This is a genomic window from Methanoregula sp., assembly GCF_003170075.1.
Lineage (GTDB): Archaea > Halobacteriota > Methanomicrobia > Methanomicrobiales > Methanospirillaceae > Methanoregula.
In genome coordinates, this window is sequence record NZ_PMZU01000051.1 from 44,999 (window position 1) to 59,870 (window position 14,872).

At 56.5% G+C, this 14,872-nt stretch carries 19 protein-coding genes; 18 read left to right on the plus strand and 1 reads right to left on the minus strand.

Annotated features, from left to right (window positions below; translation table 11 throughout):
* The 16 genes from QZN75_RS06525 to QZN75_RS06600 all read left to right on the plus strand — a co-directional run bounded on the left by QZN75_RS06525 (position 1) and on the right by QZN75_RS06600 (position 13,356).
* Positions 1-879, plus strand: coding sequence for a class I SAM-dependent methyltransferase family protein (locus QZN75_RS06525; RefSeq protein ID WP_292426331.1), 879 nt, complete (start codon positions 1-3; stop codon positions 877-879).
* Positions 876-2,042: a bifunctional phosphopantothenoylcysteine decarboxylase/phosphopantothenate--cysteine ligase CoaBC gene (coaBC, locus tag QZN75_RS06530; protein WP_292426334.1), complete on the plus strand. Its 1,167-nt coding sequence runs from the start codon at positions 876-878 to the stop codon at positions 2,040-2,042. Before QZN75_RS06525 ends, coaBC begins: the two co-directional genes overlap by 4 nt.
* Positions 2,043-2,126: 84 nt before the next feature.
* Complete coding sequence (locus QZN75_RS06535; RefSeq protein WP_292426337.1) at positions 2,127-2,993, plus strand: pantoate kinase; 867 nt, start codon at positions 2,127-2,129, stop codon at positions 2,991-2,993.
* On the plus strand, positions 2,990-3,721 hold the full coding sequence (locus QZN75_RS06540) for a 4-phosphopantoate--beta-alanine ligase (protein WP_292426340.1): 732 nt from the start codon (positions 2,990-2,992) through the stop codon (positions 3,719-3,721). Before QZN75_RS06535 ends, QZN75_RS06540 begins: the two co-directional genes overlap by 4 nt.
* A complete protein-coding gene (locus QZN75_RS06545) occupies positions 3,684-4,706 on the plus strand; it encodes an AAA family ATPase (protein WP_366652803.1) in 1,023 nt (340 codons plus the stop codon). The genes QZN75_RS06540 and QZN75_RS06545 overlap by 38 nt, the downstream gene beginning before the upstream one ends.
* Positions 4,703-5,431 carry a class I SAM-dependent methyltransferase gene (locus QZN75_RS06550; RefSeq protein ID WP_292426343.1) on the plus strand — a complete coding sequence of 243 codons (729 nt, stop codon included), beginning with the start codon at positions 4,703-4,705 and terminating at the stop codon, positions 5,429-5,431. The genes QZN75_RS06545 and QZN75_RS06550 overlap by 4 nt, the downstream gene beginning before the upstream one ends.
* Positions 5,432-5,521: 90 nt before the next feature.
* Positions 5,522-5,863: a DUF5350 domain-containing protein gene (locus QZN75_RS06555; RefSeq protein ID WP_292426347.1), complete on the plus strand. Its 342-nt coding sequence runs from the start codon at positions 5,522-5,524 to the stop codon at positions 5,861-5,863.
* Positions 5,864-6,031: 168 nt separating this feature from the next.
* Positions 6,032-6,388, plus strand: a complete 357-nt coding sequence (locus QZN75_RS06560; RefSeq protein WP_292426350.1) for a hypothetical protein — start codon at positions 6,032-6,034, stop codon at positions 6,386-6,388.
* Complete coding sequence (locus QZN75_RS06565) at positions 6,375-6,902, plus strand: nitroreductase family protein (protein WP_292426353.1); 528 nt, start codon at positions 6,375-6,377, stop codon at positions 6,900-6,902. The genes QZN75_RS06560 and QZN75_RS06565 overlap by 14 nt, the downstream gene beginning before the upstream one ends.
* A 34-nt stretch (positions 6,903-6,936) precedes the next feature.
* Positions 6,937-7,275 (plus strand): DUF555 domain-containing protein, encoded by a 339-nt coding sequence (locus QZN75_RS06570; RefSeq protein ID WP_292426356.1) that lies wholly within the window; start codon positions 6,937-6,939, stop codon positions 7,273-7,275.
* On the plus strand, positions 7,272-8,168 hold the full coding sequence (locus QZN75_RS06575) for a carbohydrate kinase family protein (protein WP_292426358.1): 897 nt from the start codon (positions 7,272-7,274) through the stop codon (positions 8,166-8,168). The genes QZN75_RS06570 and QZN75_RS06575 overlap by 4 nt, the downstream gene beginning before the upstream one ends.
* A 4-nt stretch (positions 8,169-8,172) precedes the next feature.
* Positions 8,173-8,829: a diphthine--ammonia ligase gene (locus QZN75_RS06580; RefSeq protein WP_292426361.1), complete on the plus strand. Its 657-nt coding sequence runs from the start codon at positions 8,173-8,175 to the stop codon at positions 8,827-8,829.
* Positions 8,829-10,568 carry a DUF2070 family protein gene (locus QZN75_RS06585; protein WP_292426364.1) on the plus strand — a complete coding sequence of 580 codons (1,740 nt, stop codon included), beginning with the start codon at positions 8,829-8,831 and terminating at the stop codon, positions 10,566-10,568. The genes QZN75_RS06580 and QZN75_RS06585 overlap by 1 nt, the downstream gene beginning before the upstream one ends.
* Positions 10,569-11,029: 461 nt before the next feature.
* A complete protein-coding gene (locus tag QZN75_RS06590; protein ID WP_292426367.1) occupies positions 11,030-11,785 on the plus strand; it encodes an RNA-guided endonuclease TnpB family protein in 756 nt (251 codons plus the stop codon).
* A 109-nt stretch (positions 11,786-11,894) separates the two neighbouring features.
* Positions 11,895-12,236: a hypothetical protein gene (locus tag QZN75_RS06595; RefSeq protein WP_292426370.1), complete on the plus strand. Its 342-nt coding sequence runs from the start codon at positions 11,895-11,897 to the stop codon at positions 12,234-12,236.
* A gap of 244 nt (positions 12,237-12,480) precedes the next feature.
* The gene (locus tag QZN75_RS06600) at positions 12,481-13,356 is read left to right on the plus strand and encodes a VIT1/CCC1 transporter family protein (protein ID WP_292426373.1); all 876 of its coding nucleotides are present in this window, start codon (positions 12,481-12,483) and stop codon (positions 13,354-13,356) included.
* Positions 13,357-13,538: 182 nt separating this feature from the next.
* Here QZN75_RS06600 and QZN75_RS06605 read toward each other — a convergent pair whose 3' ends face one another.
* On the minus strand, positions 13,539-13,823 hold the full coding sequence (locus tag QZN75_RS06605; RefSeq protein WP_292426376.1) for a hypothetical protein: 285 nt from the start codon (positions 13,821-13,823) through the stop codon (positions 13,539-13,541).
* A gap of 140 nt (positions 13,824-13,963) precedes the next feature.
* Between QZN75_RS06605 and QZN75_RS06610 the strand changes: the two genes are divergently transcribed.
* Complete coding sequence (locus QZN75_RS06610) at positions 13,964-14,425, plus strand: DUF2178 domain-containing protein (RefSeq protein WP_292426379.1); 462 nt, start codon at positions 13,964-13,966, stop codon at positions 14,423-14,425.
* Positions 14,415-14,633, plus strand: a complete 219-nt coding sequence (locus QZN75_RS06615; protein WP_292426382.1) for a helix-turn-helix transcriptional regulator — start codon at positions 14,415-14,417, stop codon at positions 14,631-14,633. Before QZN75_RS06610 ends, QZN75_RS06615 begins: the two co-directional genes overlap by 11 nt.
* Positions 14,634-14,872 lie beyond the last annotated feature (239 nt).

Sequence of the window (14,872 nt, forward strand, 5' to 3'; positions counted from 1 at the left end):
ATGCGAGCGCGGGCAGTCAGGACGGATCAACTGGCAGCGATCCGTGATGCAGACTGGGTCGATGTGACCCGGCGCCCTTACGTGAAAGGGGAAACGGCATGGGTGCCGGTGAAGAAAGGATTTTCATTCGAGCGCGAGTTTCCGGACCGGCACGCGTACAGCGGTCGCGGTTTTTTCATGCTGGGCGATGTGGCGGTCATCCACGGGACCCGGCCTGTTGCGCAGGAAGTCGACGAGATCGTTAGTTTCCGCCACCCGCGCGGCATACTCTGGATCGAAGCGATCACCGATGTGACACGCACCCCGGAAACGGAGTGCCTTTGGGGTGAAGTCGGGGAGGTGTGCCACCGGGAGAGCGGGTATACCTACCATCTCGATCCCCGAAATGTGATGTTTGCGCAGGGGAACCGGGACGAGAAGATGCGGATGGCCCGGCTCATCCGCGAGGGGCAAAAGGATTGCCGGGTGGCAGACATGTTTGCCGGTATCGGCTACTTCACGATCCCGATGGCGGGAAGCGGGGCCCGGGTCCACGCGATGGAGATAAACCCGGTCGCGTTTGAGTACCTGAAACGCAACATTGCGGAAAACGGGCTTGAAGAACGGGTGGAGGCTGTCTGCGGGGACTGCAGCACGCTCCTTTCCGGCGACTATGACCGGGTCATCATGGGGCATTTCGATGCCGTAAAAATCCTGCCCGCAGTCTTTTCTTACGTGCATGCGGGAAGTGTCCTCCACGTGCATAGCATCGGCGCTGCGACTGATGTGATCCGGAACTGCATTGAAGGCGCAGGTTTTTCTGCCTCCATCCATGTACATAAAGTTAAGAAATACCGCCCGCACACATGGCATATCGTGCAGGACGTGACCCTCGCATGACCGTACAGACCCTTTCCGGAAAAGAGATCGTTATCGGCGTGACCGGGAGCATCGCGGCTGTCGAGACAGTAAAACTGATCCATGTGCTGCGCAGGAAAGGTGCGATTGTCCAACCGGTCATGAGTTCAGCGGCGCAGGGGATTATCCATCCCGATGCCCTGACATACGCAAGCGGGAGGCGGACGATCACCCGGCTTTCGGGCATGGTAGAGCATGTAACCTACTGTGGCGATTGCGGGAGCGCTTCGCTCCTGCTCATTGCGCCCTGCACGGCAAACACGATGGGGAAGATCGCGTACGGCATTGACGACACCACGGTCACGACCTTTGCGACTACGGCGATCGGGAGCGGGATGCCGGTACTTGTTGTACCTGCGATGCACCACAGCATGTACCGGCACCCGGCGGTTGTCCGGAATATCAAAACCCTTGAATCATGGGGTATCGGGTTTGTCGGCCCGAGGATCGAGGAAGAGAAGGCAAAGATCGCTGAGATCGGTGAGATCGTACTCCGGTGCGAACAGGTGGTTCTCGGCCGACCGCTTGCCGGGAAAACGGTGCTTGTCACGAGCGGGGCCTGCCGCGAACCGGTGGACGACGTGCGGGTGCTGACCACCCGGTCGAGCGGCAGGATGGGGCAGGAACTCGCGCTCGAAGCATACCGGCTCGGTGCCGATGTCACGGTTGTCCACAATGATACCCTTCCCTGTGTGCAGAACGTGCCGGTTGAGACATCGGGGGAGATGCGCGAAGCTGTCAGGAAATATCTGAAAAAAGGGAGTCCCGACATTTATATCAGTGCGGCTGCCATCTCGGATTTTGCCCCGAAGAAGGTTGACGGAAAGATCGTAAGCGGGAAGCCGGTCGCGCTTGACCTCTTCCCGCTCCCGAAACTGATCGATAATGTCCTGAAAAATACAACCAGGGTCATCGCTTTTAAGATCGGGAGAACGCCACTGCCGGAGGCAAAAGCGCTGCTCGCACGCGGCGCATGGATGGTGGTGACCAACACTCCAGAAAGTATGGGTACTGCCACTGGCTCGTACCGGGTCCTGACTAAAAAGACAAAGACCGGCAAACCCGTCACAGGGACAAAAGAGGAGATTGCTGCTCTGATCTGGCAGGAGATCTTATCGGGTATGAGAAAAACCGATAACTCCTGACCGGTGTCTGCTCCGCACACCCCGGTGAGCACAACTCCTAAAAAAGCCTGACGTCCAACAATGTATGACAGGTACCAGACTGCAATGACACCTGCATCCGTAACAGCATTCTGTCCCGGCCATATCTCCGGGTATTTCCGGAGAGTTGACGGGCGCGATCCGGCAACAACGGGGAGCATTGGCGCCGGTATTGTGATAAGCGAGGGGGTGACGGCGACCGTGAGACCTGCTGGCCGGTCATCGGTGGTTGTACGGATCCGGTCTACGGAAGGAGTGCCCCGGGAAGTCTCCCGCACGTCCCCCCCACTCTGTTCGGCGCTTGACCGGCTGGGTGTCGCCGCCGCGGTGGAGACGGTCTGCAGGCTTCCCATCGGCGCCGGCTTTGGCCTCTCGGCAGCAGCGCTGCTTGCCACGCTCACTGCTACAAATCGGCTTCTCGATCTCGGGTTGCCGGCCGATGAGATCGCCGAAGTGGCCCACGAGACAGAGGTGACCTTCCGCACCGGCCTCGGGGATGTCGCCGCGTGCCAGGGTGGCGGGCGCGTGGTGAGAACCGGCCCCGGCATCCACGGCACGATCTTTCGCAGTTTCGACCTCGATGCCCCGGTCTGTGCTGTCAGTTTCGGCCCGATCCATACACCGGACGTGCTCGGTTCACCTCCACAGATGGCACGGGTGGCAGCGGCATTTCCCGCACGGCAGCCTGAAACGTTTACGGACTTTTTTGCCTGCTGCCGGGAATTTTCGGCTGGAAGTGGGCTGGAGACGCCGGCGGTGCAGCAGGTGCTTGCCGAATGCGATCGGCACCACATTCCGGTGGCCATGACGATGCTTGGTGAAGGGGTATTTGCATACGGCAACCAGGCCCGCGACGTGCTCCGTCCGTTTGGCGAAGTTTACGAAATGGGCATGGCCGATGCCGGTGTACGCATCATGGAGGTTACCGCATGATCCCCAGAGATCACCCCCGGTACAAGTCGCTTGTCACCCGCGAACACCTCGCAGACTGCGCACGAAAAGGCATCGTCTCGTGGGAAGGTCTTACCTCTCACGGGCGCGGTGAGGCATTTGATTACCTGCTCGGTGAAAAGACCAGCGAGAGCGCCCGCAGGGCCGAACGTACGGCAGCCGCGCTGCTCCGCACCGCGAGTCGCCCGGTCATCTCAGTGAACGGCAACACCGCCGCTCTTGCAGCGCATGAGATCGCACTCCTCCAGAAGGCAAGCGGTGCACTTGTCGAGGTCAACCTTTTCCACCGGACCCCGGAACGCGTGCAGCAGATCGAATCCCTGCTCCGCAAGGCGGGGGCCGATGTCTTCTCGGGCGAGGCCGAGCGCCTGCTCCCCCTCTCGCACGACCGGGCCTTCTGCCGGCGCGAGGGGATGTATTCAGCGGACGTGGTGCTCGTCCCGCTCGAAGACGGCGACCGGTGCGAGGTGCTTGTCGGGATGGGAAAAAAGGTGATCTCGATCGATCTCAATCCTCTCTCCCGCACCGCAAAGAAGGCGACCCTGACCGTCGTGGATGAAGTGACCCGGGCTCTCCCGGTGATTGCAGATGCCTGCAAGGCGCTCATGGATGAGGAGTGCCGCGCACTTGTCGCGGCGCTGGATAACCCTTCGTTCCTTAAGGAAGCACGGGATGAGATGGCAGCGAGGCTTTGGCATGCTCTGGACTGAACGTTACCGCCCGGCGCGGCTTGAAGATATACGGGGACAGGACCGGGTCATTCGGCTTCTTACCTCATGTGCGGCCTCAGGAACGATCCCGCATCTGATGCTCACCGGCCCGCACGGGACCGGCAAGAGCGCGGCGATCCGGTGCTTCGCAGAGCGGCTGTATGGTGAGAACTGGGAGGCAAACACATCGATCTTCCAGACCGCCGACCTTTTTTCACAGGGGAAAAAACTGCTTGAAGAGGACGAGCGGTATACCCACCTGTACCATAAGGGCCAAAGCCTGATTGTGAACTTTAAGTACATCCTGAAATGGTATGCCTCGATGCGTTCCCTCGATGCGGACTTCAAACTGATGGTCTTTGAGGATGCGCATGCCCTCACCCGCGATGCACAACAGGGATTGCGTAGGATCATGGAGCAGTACAGCGGCACCTGCCGTTTTGTTTTCTCTACCACCAACCAGAGTGCGATCATCCCTGCGATCAGCTCGCGCTGTCTTCCGCTGTTCTTTGCACCGGTTGCATCAGATGTGCTTATTGCGCAGCTTGCGGCGATCCGGGAGCGGGAGCAGCAGGGCGCACATTTCACCTGCACAAACGACGACCTCGAGCTGATCGCCGAGGCTGCGCAGGGGGATGTGCGACGGGCAATCCTGATGCTCCAGGTCGCTTTTGAAGCCGGCTCGTGCAGCAACCTTGCCGAGTTGTCACAGTCGGAGACCGGCACGGTCGCTGCCTCGGCCCTCAACCTGTTGAAGGCAGGAGACCTGCGGGGTGGTATTCGCCAGCTCGAGTTGCTGATGATCGATTACGGGCTCTCGGGCCGGGAAGTCCTCTTTGAGATCCGGACTATTGCCCAACGGGAGTACAACCACCCGCAGCTTGCGCTTGCCCTCGCAGAGGCAGATGCCCGCATCGGGCACGCGAACAGCGAGTATATTCAGATCGATGCCTTTGCAACCAATGTAAAGGAGATCCTCTCATGAGCACGGCAAAACAGGAGAAGATCCAGCAGCACTACGATGCGATTGCCGAAGTCTATGATACTCACTACGATTACCCGCGCGGGCGGTGCTACCATACGCATATCAGTCGTCATGTGATGGACACCCTGTCAAGTGGCGGCGCACTTCTCGATATCGGGTGCGGCACCGGCCTCTTTGTCGAGAAATATCTCCATAATGGCGGGACTGCCGTAGGTATCGACCTGAGCAGGAACATGATAGCGCGGGCACGGGGCCGTTGCGCGTGCTGCGATTTCACTCTCGGAACCGGTGAATCCATCCCGTTCCGTGACAACTCCTTTGACGTGATCTCAAGCATCCTTGTCTTCAGTTACCTGCGTGATCCAGTAGCCATGCTCCGGGAATCCTACCGGGTGCTGCGTCCCGGCGGAGCGATCTCGATTTGTACGCTCGGGAAAAAACTGCTCACCTCCGGCATCCCGGCCATCTACCATATCAGTGAGAAGATTCGAGTCAGGCATGTCGTGATGAAGGATTTCGGCGAGCACTACTACGACGAGAATGAGATGTATGATCTCTTCTGTGAGGCCGGGTTTTACGATGTTCGGGTCAGCTGGTGCTCGTTTGCGCATATCGATATGATCGATCCGCTCTTCCATCTCGCGCAGCGGGTTGAACCCTTTATCGAGCGCCGGCTTCCACAGCTGGCGTATAACATCTGTGTGGATGCAAGGAAACCCATGTGATTGAGCGCGTTTTTTTGTGCGTAAGGGGGGAGAACCCCCTCCCCAACCTTTATCAGTCGCACGGCAGAATTAGATAAGGAGTTTTAACACATGGGCAAGACAGGTACAACCCTCTGGTCACAGGTGAAGGGCGTCAAGGGCCAGATCCGGCTCGTCCCGAAAAAAGAAGGCGAACGCAAGAGCCCGGGACCAAACCAGAGATTCAAATCAAGCATCAACTTAAAGAAAATCGATCAGGCAGCAGCTGAAGAGCAGCGCGGTGGCCGGGGTGGTGCACGGCGCGGCGGCAGCCGGGGCCGTGGTGGAAGACGCGGTGGCGACCGGTCCGGCGGCTCGGGCCTGAATGAATCTACTGCAAGCCCGCTCATCCGCAGGCGCATGCGCCGTGCGAAAGTCTCCATGCTTGGCGCGAAGGCAAAGGCCGCACGGTAACCCGACAGCATTTCCTTACGACTGGCCCGTGATCGGTGGATAATGAACGGGGCATGATCCTGCCCCGCAAGCAATTTTTTGACCCGTTTACCGGAGCATGTGCTGTGTGTTTTTTGTTTCAGCGGCTCCAATCATAATTATCATTTATCTCCAGTGACTATGGTGAGTATGGATCTTCCAACCGCAGTGAAAAGTTACCAGTTCGGAGAACGGGCAAAATCCGAACTGATTGTCGTCTCCCAGCTCTGTATGGCGCTCACCGGTTTTGCCGAAAACCAGAAGAGCGGCGGCAGGAAAATGCTGCTTCTCCTCATGGAGCAGGTCAGGAGCGAAGTGCTCTTCGCAGTAAAGAGCACTGGCGAGAGGGATTTCGAGCGGGCGGTAAATCTCTTAAATGATGCAATCTCTCTTGTCGAGAGCGACCAGCCCGAACAGGCCGTAGAGAAGCTCGCCGCGGCCATCAGCGCGTCCACCACCCCGGCGCAGGCAGCATGGCAGGTACTCTCGGATCATGAACTCCTCTGATTTTCTGGGATTTCTCTCGTGCCGGTCGTCGGTGCGGGAATACGAGGAAACGCCGCTTGCGGATGACGAGATCAATTATATCATGTCCTGTGCGAGCACTGCGCCAAGCGCCGGCAATCTTGAAGCATGGGACGTCGTGGTGGTGACGGATGAGGAGGTTCGGCTCGCGCTTGCCGAAGCGGCATTCGGCCAGCTGCATGTCGGGGAAGCGCCCGCCCTTTTTGTGGTCTGCGCCAACTATGTGCGCTCAATGTCGCAGTACGGCGAACGGGGCATCCTCTACGCTGTGGAGGATGCAACCATTGCCTGCACGTACATGATGCTCGCTACCCATGCCCGTGGCCTCCATTCCTGCTGGACCGGGGCGTTTGACGAGGATGAAGTGCGGGAAGTTCTCGGGCTGCCCCCGCACATCCGGCCGCTTGCGATTCTTGCCACAGGGCACGGTCACCCGCCGGGACACCTGGCGGAGCGCATGGATACCGGGGAGCACGTCCACCGCGACGTATGGTAAACCGGGCGGGAATACTTACAAGGGAGATACAAAAATGCCGGACTATCTGGTGACACTGGAATCAGCGTGGTACATCAAGGAAGCAAAGTCGCTTGACGATGCCATCGGGATCGCGATCAGCGAAGCGGGAAAACGGCTCAACCCGTCGGCAAAATTTGTGGAAGTTGAGGCAGGTATGCTCGCCTGCCCGTTCTGCGATCAGCCGCTCTCAAGCGCGATCGTAATTGCTGACACCGCGCTTGTCGGCCTCGTACTCGAGATGAAAGTATTCAGGGCTGAATCCAAGGAGCATGCCGCACGGATCGCAAAGTCGGTGATCGGTAAAGCCCTCCACGAGATTCCCTTAAAACAGCTGGACGTGCAGGAACTATGATCCATATCGTCGGGCATACGGCAGTCGATCACATCTCCCGCGTGCACCACCTTCCCAAGGCCAACCAGTCGACGCACATCACCGACAGGCAGGTCTTTTTCGGCGGCGGGGCGGCAAATATCGCAGCGGGGATTGCCGTACTCGGTGAAGCGGTCACGCTCCACTCCTGCGTTGGCGATGACTTTGCCGGCAGCGACTACGAGCAGTGGATGGACAACTTAGGCATTCACCGGCAGTTCTTTGAGGTACCGGGGACCCACACGCCGACTGCGTTCATGTTTACGGATGAGGCCGGCAGCCAGATGACCTTCTTTGAATGGGGGGCTTCAAAGGCGTTTGCGATGGCGGAGGCCCCGGCGCTGCCCCTTGTCCATATGGCGACAGCCGATCCTGATTTCAACTGTCGGGTGGCGGAAAAAAGCGAGTTTGTCTCCTTTGACCCGGGGCAGGATGTATTCTGGTACACAAAAGAGCAGCTCAAATCTATTATTTCTAACACCGACATCCTGTTTGCCAACCAGCACGAGGTGCAGCAGATGTGCACGACGCTCGGGGTGACAAGGGAGGTGCTCACAAAACAGGTCACTATGGCGATTTTTACCATGAGCGGTGACGGGAGCACGCTGTACATAGGCGGTAGGGAGTATTTCATCCCGGTGGTGCCGGTTACGCTCTCTGACCCGACCGGCGCGGGAGATGCATACCGGGCCGGGTTCCTCTCCGCGTATGTTCGGGGTTATACGCCCCTTTCCTGCTGCCGGATTGGGACGGTCACCGCTTCCTATGTCGTGGAGCACGTCGGCTGCCAGACGCACCTGCCCACATGGACGCAGATGCTTGAGCGGTACCGTGCAAACTTCGGTACGCCAGAATCGCTGCCGGTGAAGGTGTAACACGATGAGCTGGGCATCACTTACCTCGGGAGGCAAGGACTCGATGCTTGCCTGCCAGAAAGCGATCGATGCAGGGAAGGATGTCCGGTACCTGGTGACAGTCAGGCCGAAGAATTCCGAGTCTTACATGTTCCATTCGGCGAATCTCGACGCGGTGCCGGTCATCGCCCGGATTGCCGGTATGGAGTACGTGGAGATCACGACCCACGGGAGAAAGGAGGAGGAGCTCGCCGATCTTGAGGCCGGGCTCGCCGGGCTCGATATTGAAGGCGTTACGGCCGGTGCGGTTGCCTCAGCCTACCAGGCCGACCGGGTAAAGGCGATCACCGACCGGCTGGGCATTAGCCTTTGTACCCCGCTCTGGCACCAGGATACGGAGGCCCTGCTCCACGAAGTGGCCGGGCGTATGGATGCGATCCTCGTGGTGACGGCAGCAGAGGGGCTTGACGAGAGTTTCCTTGGCGCCCATATTGACGAGTGCTTGATCGGCCGGCTCAAGTCCGTCGCAGTAAAATACCGTATTAACCTTGTCGGGGAGGGCGGGGAATACGAGAGCCTCACGTTAAACGCCCCCTTCTACTCGCGTGCCCTGACCTACACGACCTCGGTGATCCGTGCGGGTACCGATCGGTCGGAACTGATCCTCGGGGGCTTTGCCTGATGGCGACCGGAAGCGATGTCAAACTCGGGCAGCTCACGAAATACCTGTTTACGGCACCATCATGGCCGGTATCGCTCCTGATCCTCGTTATCCTCGGCCTCGTCATCGATGGCGCAAGCGCCCGCGCCTGGGTCTACTTCCCGTTCTCGGGCACGCTTGCCTTCACTCTCCCGGCGATTGCCGCATTTCTCCTGACAAAACCGATCATCGAGTACTCCGGGAAGACGATGACCTGGAACCGGTCGGCGCTCCTTGCGCTCTCCTGCACGGTCTTTGCGGTTATTATTACGTTCGCCTCGCTTGCCGGGGGAATAAAATACCTCCCGCTCTTTTACGGGATCTCCCTAGGCTTTGTCTTTGGCCTGCGTCTCTTTGTGCTCGTTGCGATTGCGGATTACCGTGTGCCCCGGATGATCCTGCCGGCTGTTACCCAGAGCGCTGTCGGCGTCCTTGTGGGATTTTTTCTCTTCTCGCCGGAATGGGCCGGTTTTGCGTTCGTCCTCCATATCGTCTTCGGCCTCGGTTTTGCGATCCTCATCTGGCTGATCGAGCGGCCGCTGCACCGTGCGTTCCATATACGGGGACTTGCATTTGTCAACGCATTTATCGCCCATATGACTGACGGTTCGTCAAAGGGTATGGAGCACTTCTTCCGCGAGATTGGTGAAGAAATTTTCGTCCCTCAGGTCTGCCTCTTTTTCCGTCGGACATCCAAAAAACCCGTACTCTTCACTGTCCCCAACCTTCACCCCGGCCCGATGGGCGAGATCGGGGGTGGGAACCTGCCCCGGGTCATCCACGACCGGATGGAAGAGGAGACGCTCGTTGCCCACGGGTGCGCCACGCACGATTTCAACCTTGTCTCCGAGAGCGAGATCGAGAAAGTGATCGACGCGATCGAGCGCACCAAAAAGGATCGCACGTATACCCCGGGTGCGACTCGTTCCGCCCGGCTCTCGTGCGGTTCCGTGCAGGTGCTCTACCAGCGCTTTGGTGAGGCGATGCTGATCGTGACGACCCGATCGCCGCAGAAGACCGAGGATCTCGATTTCTCGATCGGTATGAGCATTATGGCTGAAGGGCACCGCTGGTTCCCCCATGTCGCGTTTGTCGACGGCCACAACTGCATGACCGATCTCTCCTCCCCCGTGCTCCAGGCAACCCAGACGGCCCTTGAGTACCAGCACGGTGCGATTCAGGCGATGGAGGCCTGCCGCAAGGCAGACCTCAAACCGTTCTCGGTCGGCTATGCCTGCCAGCACCTTCCCTACTCCCGGGAGGAGGGATTCGGTGATCTCGGCATGCAAGTGATGGTTGTGGAGACAGCCGGCCAGAAGACCGCCTACGTTCTGTTCGATGGCAACAACATGGCGACCGGAGTCCGCGACATCCTGCTTGAGAAGATCCTTACCCTTGTTGATGCCGCAGAAGTGATGACGACAGACTCCCACGTGGTCAACACGATCACCGGCAAGAACCCGGTGGGCTTAGCAATTCCCTCAGAAATATTCCTCCCTCAGGTCATCAGCACGGTGCAGGCAGCCATCGACGACCTTGAGTCTGCCGAGTGTGCGGCAACAACGGCGCAGTGCGAGCATGTGGTTGTCTTTGGCTCCAACCGGATCTCCCAGCTCGCGAGCACCGTGAACGCGATGCTGATCTTCGTGGCGCCGCTCTCGCTTGCGATGCTGCTGCTGGCGTTTTTGCTCTCGCTTCTGGCTTACCTCCTGATGGTGTGACCCGGGTTTTCCCGGGCTAGTTTTGGATAGTTCAGACAAGCGTGCTCTCGGGGTTTCACCCCCGCCGCACGGGCACCTCCTGAGGTGCGAGAGGACTCATCTCTCGGGGGGATGTGGGTGTCAGCCTCCATCCTCTAAATCTGCCAAAGCCAGAGGCATGCTACCCAACTTACGGGCTGACAATTCCGGAAAAAATCCGGCCCTTGGGGGTACCCCCCAAAAAAAGAGTGGCACCCCCTCTCTAGAGTAAAGAGGGGGGTACCCCCAATTCCCCCAAAATATTCCCCCTATACATAATCCCGCACGATTAATCATCTCTTTTTCAAATCCGGGTCTTTCTACCGCAAGATATAAAGGAACGGGGTGCATAATCACGAACAAGGACAGGAGGAACAAAACACCGGAGAAACAGTTACCGTGTAAAGGCAGTTTGTACCGCAGGCGAACTTGGGTAGGAAAAGGTGATTGAAGTTCATCAATTCGCACACATACCTGCCCGCTGGATCGGTGTTGACCTCAACACGACCGGCCACGCGGCAGTCGCCGCCGAACCGGACAGCGGGAAAATCCTGAAAATGGGGAAAAATACACACTATGTCCGCAGCAACTCTACCAAAAACTGCACGAAACTCTACAGGGAAGGAAAACTCTGGAAACTAAAAAAAGACAAGAGCCGTGAACGCAGGGCGTTCAAGGCTGCATTGAATAAAATCTCCCGGCAGATCGTATCCTTCGCGGAATCGCTCGGTTCGGGTATCAAGTTTGAAAAGCTCTTTTCCAGTCGTTACTCGCACTCCCATGATGCTGCGGGTTTTATTGAGTTCTCGTTTGGGAACGGATCGTTCTTCTCGCTCCAGCGGCTGGTGGAAAAGATGGCGCTCCGCCGGGGCATCCCCGTCATCTACGTCAACCCGGCCTATACCTCGAAAAGATGCAGCCGGTGCGGGTGCATGGGGCGGCGGAGCAGGAAACGGTTCGAGTGCCCGCACTGCGGGTTTGTCGCACATGCTGATGTGAATGCCGCGTTCAACATCGCGCTTGCATCCCGCAGGTCTGCGGTCCTGAATTTCCGACAGGAAGAGCAGAAAGAACGGGTTCGGCTTTCAAAGAAGCAGATGCGCCGGCGCGCACGCGAAGAGATATTTACTCCGCATCCCGGTGTCCCGGGTGTCGCGGCACAGGTCCCGTCCGGGAACCTGCTTGCGGTGCTAGAATAGTGAAGGTAACCCTACTTTTTTATGTGATGGGTGTAGCGTCAGGTACCTGGGGGAGAATTTACCGGAAGTGGAGAAAGCATTTCTGTTTTTTCGATTAAAATATCTCTATATGACCGAACAAAAAGGATTCCTCTATGATTTTGCATTATTCAAGCAGCGGTACACCAGGGGGACATCGTGGACTCAGATTCTCATAAACTTTGGTATCATCACGGCAAACGCCAAGCTGTTCGAGGACTTCTTTTACATCCATCTTGGGCTCACCCTGCCCATGGTCATCGCCCTTGCGGTTCCCTGTTATATCCTCATCTGCTACATTATCGGGCACTACGATGAGAAGATCGGGTTCTGGCAGATCGAGAACAACCTCAGCTACCGGTTCACGCCGTACTCTGAAGAGATGCTCAACACTATACGGGAGATCAAGAAGAAGCTGGACCGGGAGCCATAAAAAATGACCTTTATCAACGGGACAACCTATTATCTTCCCGACATTTATGCATGTCAATGAAGCCCCGAAATAGACCGGACGATCCACTTATTGACCGGATATTGCATACACTTCAGGGTATTGTTTGCGACACGGGCAGGTATACCCAAGGTACGGAGAACCGGGTGGCAAATCATCCGGTGCTTAAAGGTATGGCGCCCGTAATCTTCGGCAAAATTTCTGTACACCCATAGCGAGGTACATAATGCAGCTGACAGAAGAAATTCTCAACAAGATATCCGCGCTTCAGAGAAACGAGATCACCGAGCACCACATATACCTCAAAATTGCAGAGGTTACACCGGAACCCCATAATCGTGAGGTCCTGACCCGGATCGCCACTGAGGAGTATAATCACTATACTATCTGGAAGCAGTATACGGCAAAAGAGATCGCGCCCAATATGCTTCGGGTCTTGTTCTACTATTTTATCGCCCGCCTGCTCGGGATGACCTTTGCGGTCAAACTGATGGAAGGCGTGGAACAGGGTGCACAGACCCGCGATGAGATGCTTCTTGTGGCCATTCCCGAGATGCAGTCCATGCTGGCAAACGAGGCGACGCATGAACGGGAACTCATCGCCCTAATCGATGAAGAACGGCTGAAGTATGTCGGCTCTGTCGTTCTCGGCCTCAACGATGCACTCGTGGAGTTCACCGGCACTCTTGCCGGCCTCACCTTCGCCATCCAGAACTCGCAGATCATTGCTGTGGCCGGTCTGATCACCGGGGTTGCCGCATCGCTCTCGATGGCGGCATCCGAGTACCTCTCGCAGCGATCCGAGGGGACGACCGGCACGAGCCCGAAAAAGGCCGCACTGTACACCGGTGCCACCTATATCGTGACCGTTGCCCTGCTCATCCTGCCGTTCCTTATCCTTCAAAGCCCGTATCTCGCGCTTGTTTTCACCCTTATCGGTGCGGTTCTGGTCATCTTTGTCTTCACGTTCTATATCTCCGTCGCAAAGGATCTTCCCTTCTGGAAACGGTTTGCAGAGATGGCAGCGATCAGCCTCGGTATCGCAGCCATATCGTTTGTGATCGGGCTTTTGATCCGCGTGATGCTGAATGTAAACATATGAGGGTACACAATCCCGTATTTTTTGTGTACATGCCTGCAAGGATCCGGCGGAAAAATACGGTGAATTGGGAGATATCAGTCTTTTAAAAAAGGCTATAGTCCCGAATGAATCTGTAAGCCTGGACGCCGGGGATACTATCCGGTTCCTGGTCGCTCAGAAACCGGGATGGAACGTTTTTTATGTTATTCTTCAGGGACCGGGTTTTCGTCCTCTACTTCTGTGGCAGGGGTCGTCCAGACCTTCCAGCAGAACAACGCGATAGACCCCGCGACAAAGATAACAAGGAGAACAGCGCTGAGAATATTCTCTGCAATATCCATCCCGATCGAGATATTCATGCCCATCAGATGGTTAACACTCCCTATGATCATTGCCGAGATAAAGAACAGGATGAATCCTACAATGAAACCCAGAAATACTGCAGCTGCAAGCCGCAAAAGACTGGGCCGATTGGTTTTTTTATTCATAAAATGCATGGTAAATCTGCCGATATAAATCCTTGTAATTACCCCACAATTGGCCGAAATATGCCCGCCCCGGGGCGCCCGGGGCTGGAAGGCTCATGTTTATATCACGGCATGTACAAAATTCTTTACAAAGGAACGCCATGAAAAAAAACATTTTTTATCTGGTTATCGGGTTTGTAGCGCTTGCTCTTCTTGCGATCTTCTGGTACTCGGTTGAATTCTTTACCCCGTTTCTCTTTATGATCTCCTTTTTGGGTGGGGTTGTGCTTATTTATCTGGCGTATCGTGGGGTAGATGATTTTATCGAGGATGAACGGAGTGCAAAGATCACCGAGAAAGCGGCCCTGAGGACATTCCAGGTGTTCTGGGTATGCTTCTGTGCTTTTTCGATCATGGCAGTCATGAACCTGCTCTATATGCCCCGTTTTTCCCGTGAATTTTGGGTGGATCGTCGGTCCCCGCCAGTGCCTCTGGAGATAATGTCGCTGAAAACGATTGGATATGTACAGCTGGGGCTTCTCTGCTTGATGATCTTCCTGTATGTCGGGTTCAGGTTCTACTATGCCAGAAAGTACGGGGATTGGGAAACCGATGAAGAATAAGATCAAGGTATACCGGGCGATGCACGATCTTACGCAGGAAGATCTTGCAAAAGCAATCGGTGTGACCCGACAGACTATCCTTGCCATCGAGAAGGGGAAATATGTTCCCTCTCTGGATCTGGCGTTTCGGGTTTCACGTTACTTCAAGGTGAATATCGAAGAGGTGTTCTCCTATGAAGATGAAGTGCGGACCGTTGATATTGACTGATACCGCAAAAAACTGCCGGATTATCGCCTCCCTTTTATTGCCCTGAGAAACGGGTTGTTTTTGTCGTGTTGTCCGGGATGATTTCACCGGATGATATTTTCACATCCCCCTGTCCCTGTCAAGACTCCTGATACCTGGTTTCTGATGCGTTATTGCACCCGAGGGAAACGCATGCCCGGGCTATCTAGGCATAGGACAGGTCTGTGGGAATCTGTCCGATGAAACGCCCTTATGTCAAA

What these genes read in the sequence shown, in the direction of transcription:
- QZN75_RS06525 (WP_292426331.1), top strand. Translation starts at nt 1, where the DNA reads ATGCGAGCGCGGGCAGTCAGGACGGATCAACTGGCAGCGATCCGTGAT.
- coaBC (WP_292426334.1), top strand. Translation starts at nt 876, where the DNA reads ATGACCGTACAGACCCTTTCCGGAAAAGAGATCGTTATCGGCGTGACC.
- QZN75_RS06535 (WP_292426337.1), top strand. Translation starts at nt 2,127, where the DNA reads ATGACACCTGCATCCGTAACAGCATTCTGTCCCGGCCATATCTCCGGG.
- QZN75_RS06540 (WP_292426340.1), top strand. Translation starts at nt 2,990, where the DNA reads ATGATCCCCAGAGATCACCCCCGGTACAAGTCGCTTGTCACCCGCGAA.
- QZN75_RS06545 (WP_366652803.1), top strand. Translation starts at nt 3,684, where the DNA reads ATGAGATGGCAGCGAGGCTTTGGCATGCTCTGGACTGAACGTTACCGC.
- QZN75_RS06550 (WP_292426343.1), top strand. Translation starts at nt 4,703, where the DNA reads ATGAGCACGGCAAAACAGGAGAAGATCCAGCAGCACTACGATGCGATT.
- QZN75_RS06555 (WP_292426347.1), top strand. Translation starts at nt 5,522, where the DNA reads ATGGGCAAGACAGGTACAACCCTCTGGTCACAGGTGAAGGGCGTCAAG.
- QZN75_RS06560 (WP_292426350.1), top strand. Translation starts at nt 6,032, where the DNA reads ATGGATCTTCCAACCGCAGTGAAAAGTTACCAGTTCGGAGAACGGGCA.
- QZN75_RS06565 (WP_292426353.1), top strand. Translation starts at nt 6,375, where the DNA reads ATGAACTCCTCTGATTTTCTGGGATTTCTCTCGTGCCGGTCGTCGGTG.
- QZN75_RS06570 (WP_292426356.1), top strand. Translation starts at nt 6,937, where the DNA reads ATGCCGGACTATCTGGTGACACTGGAATCAGCGTGGTACATCAAGGAA.
- QZN75_RS06575 (WP_292426358.1), top strand. Translation starts at nt 7,272, where the DNA reads ATGATCCATATCGTCGGGCATACGGCAGTCGATCACATCTCCCGCGTG.
- QZN75_RS06580 (WP_292426361.1), top strand. Translation starts at nt 8,173, where the DNA reads ATGAGCTGGGCATCACTTACCTCGGGAGGCAAGGACTCGATGCTTGCC.
- QZN75_RS06585 (WP_292426364.1), top strand. Translation starts at nt 8,829, where the DNA reads ATGGCGACCGGAAGCGATGTCAAACTCGGGCAGCTCACGAAATACCTG.
- QZN75_RS06595 (WP_292426370.1), top strand. Translation starts at nt 11,895, where the DNA reads ATGACCGAACAAAAAGGATTCCTCTATGATTTTGCATTATTCAAGCAG.
- QZN75_RS06600 (WP_292426373.1), top strand. Translation starts at nt 12,481, where the DNA reads ATGCAGCTGACAGAAGAAATTCTCAACAAGATATCCGCGCTTCAGAGA.
- QZN75_RS06605 (WP_292426376.1), bottom strand. Translation starts at nt 13,823, where the DNA reads ATGAATAAAAAAACCAATCGGCCCAGTCTTTTGCGGCTTGCAGCTGCA.
- QZN75_RS06610 (WP_292426379.1), top strand. Translation starts at nt 13,964, where the DNA reads ATGAAAAAAAACATTTTTTATCTGGTTATCGGGTTTGTAGCGCTTGCT.
- QZN75_RS06615 (WP_292426382.1), top strand. Translation starts at nt 14,415, where the DNA reads ATGAAGAATAAGATCAAGGTATACCGGGCGATGCACGATCTTACGCAG.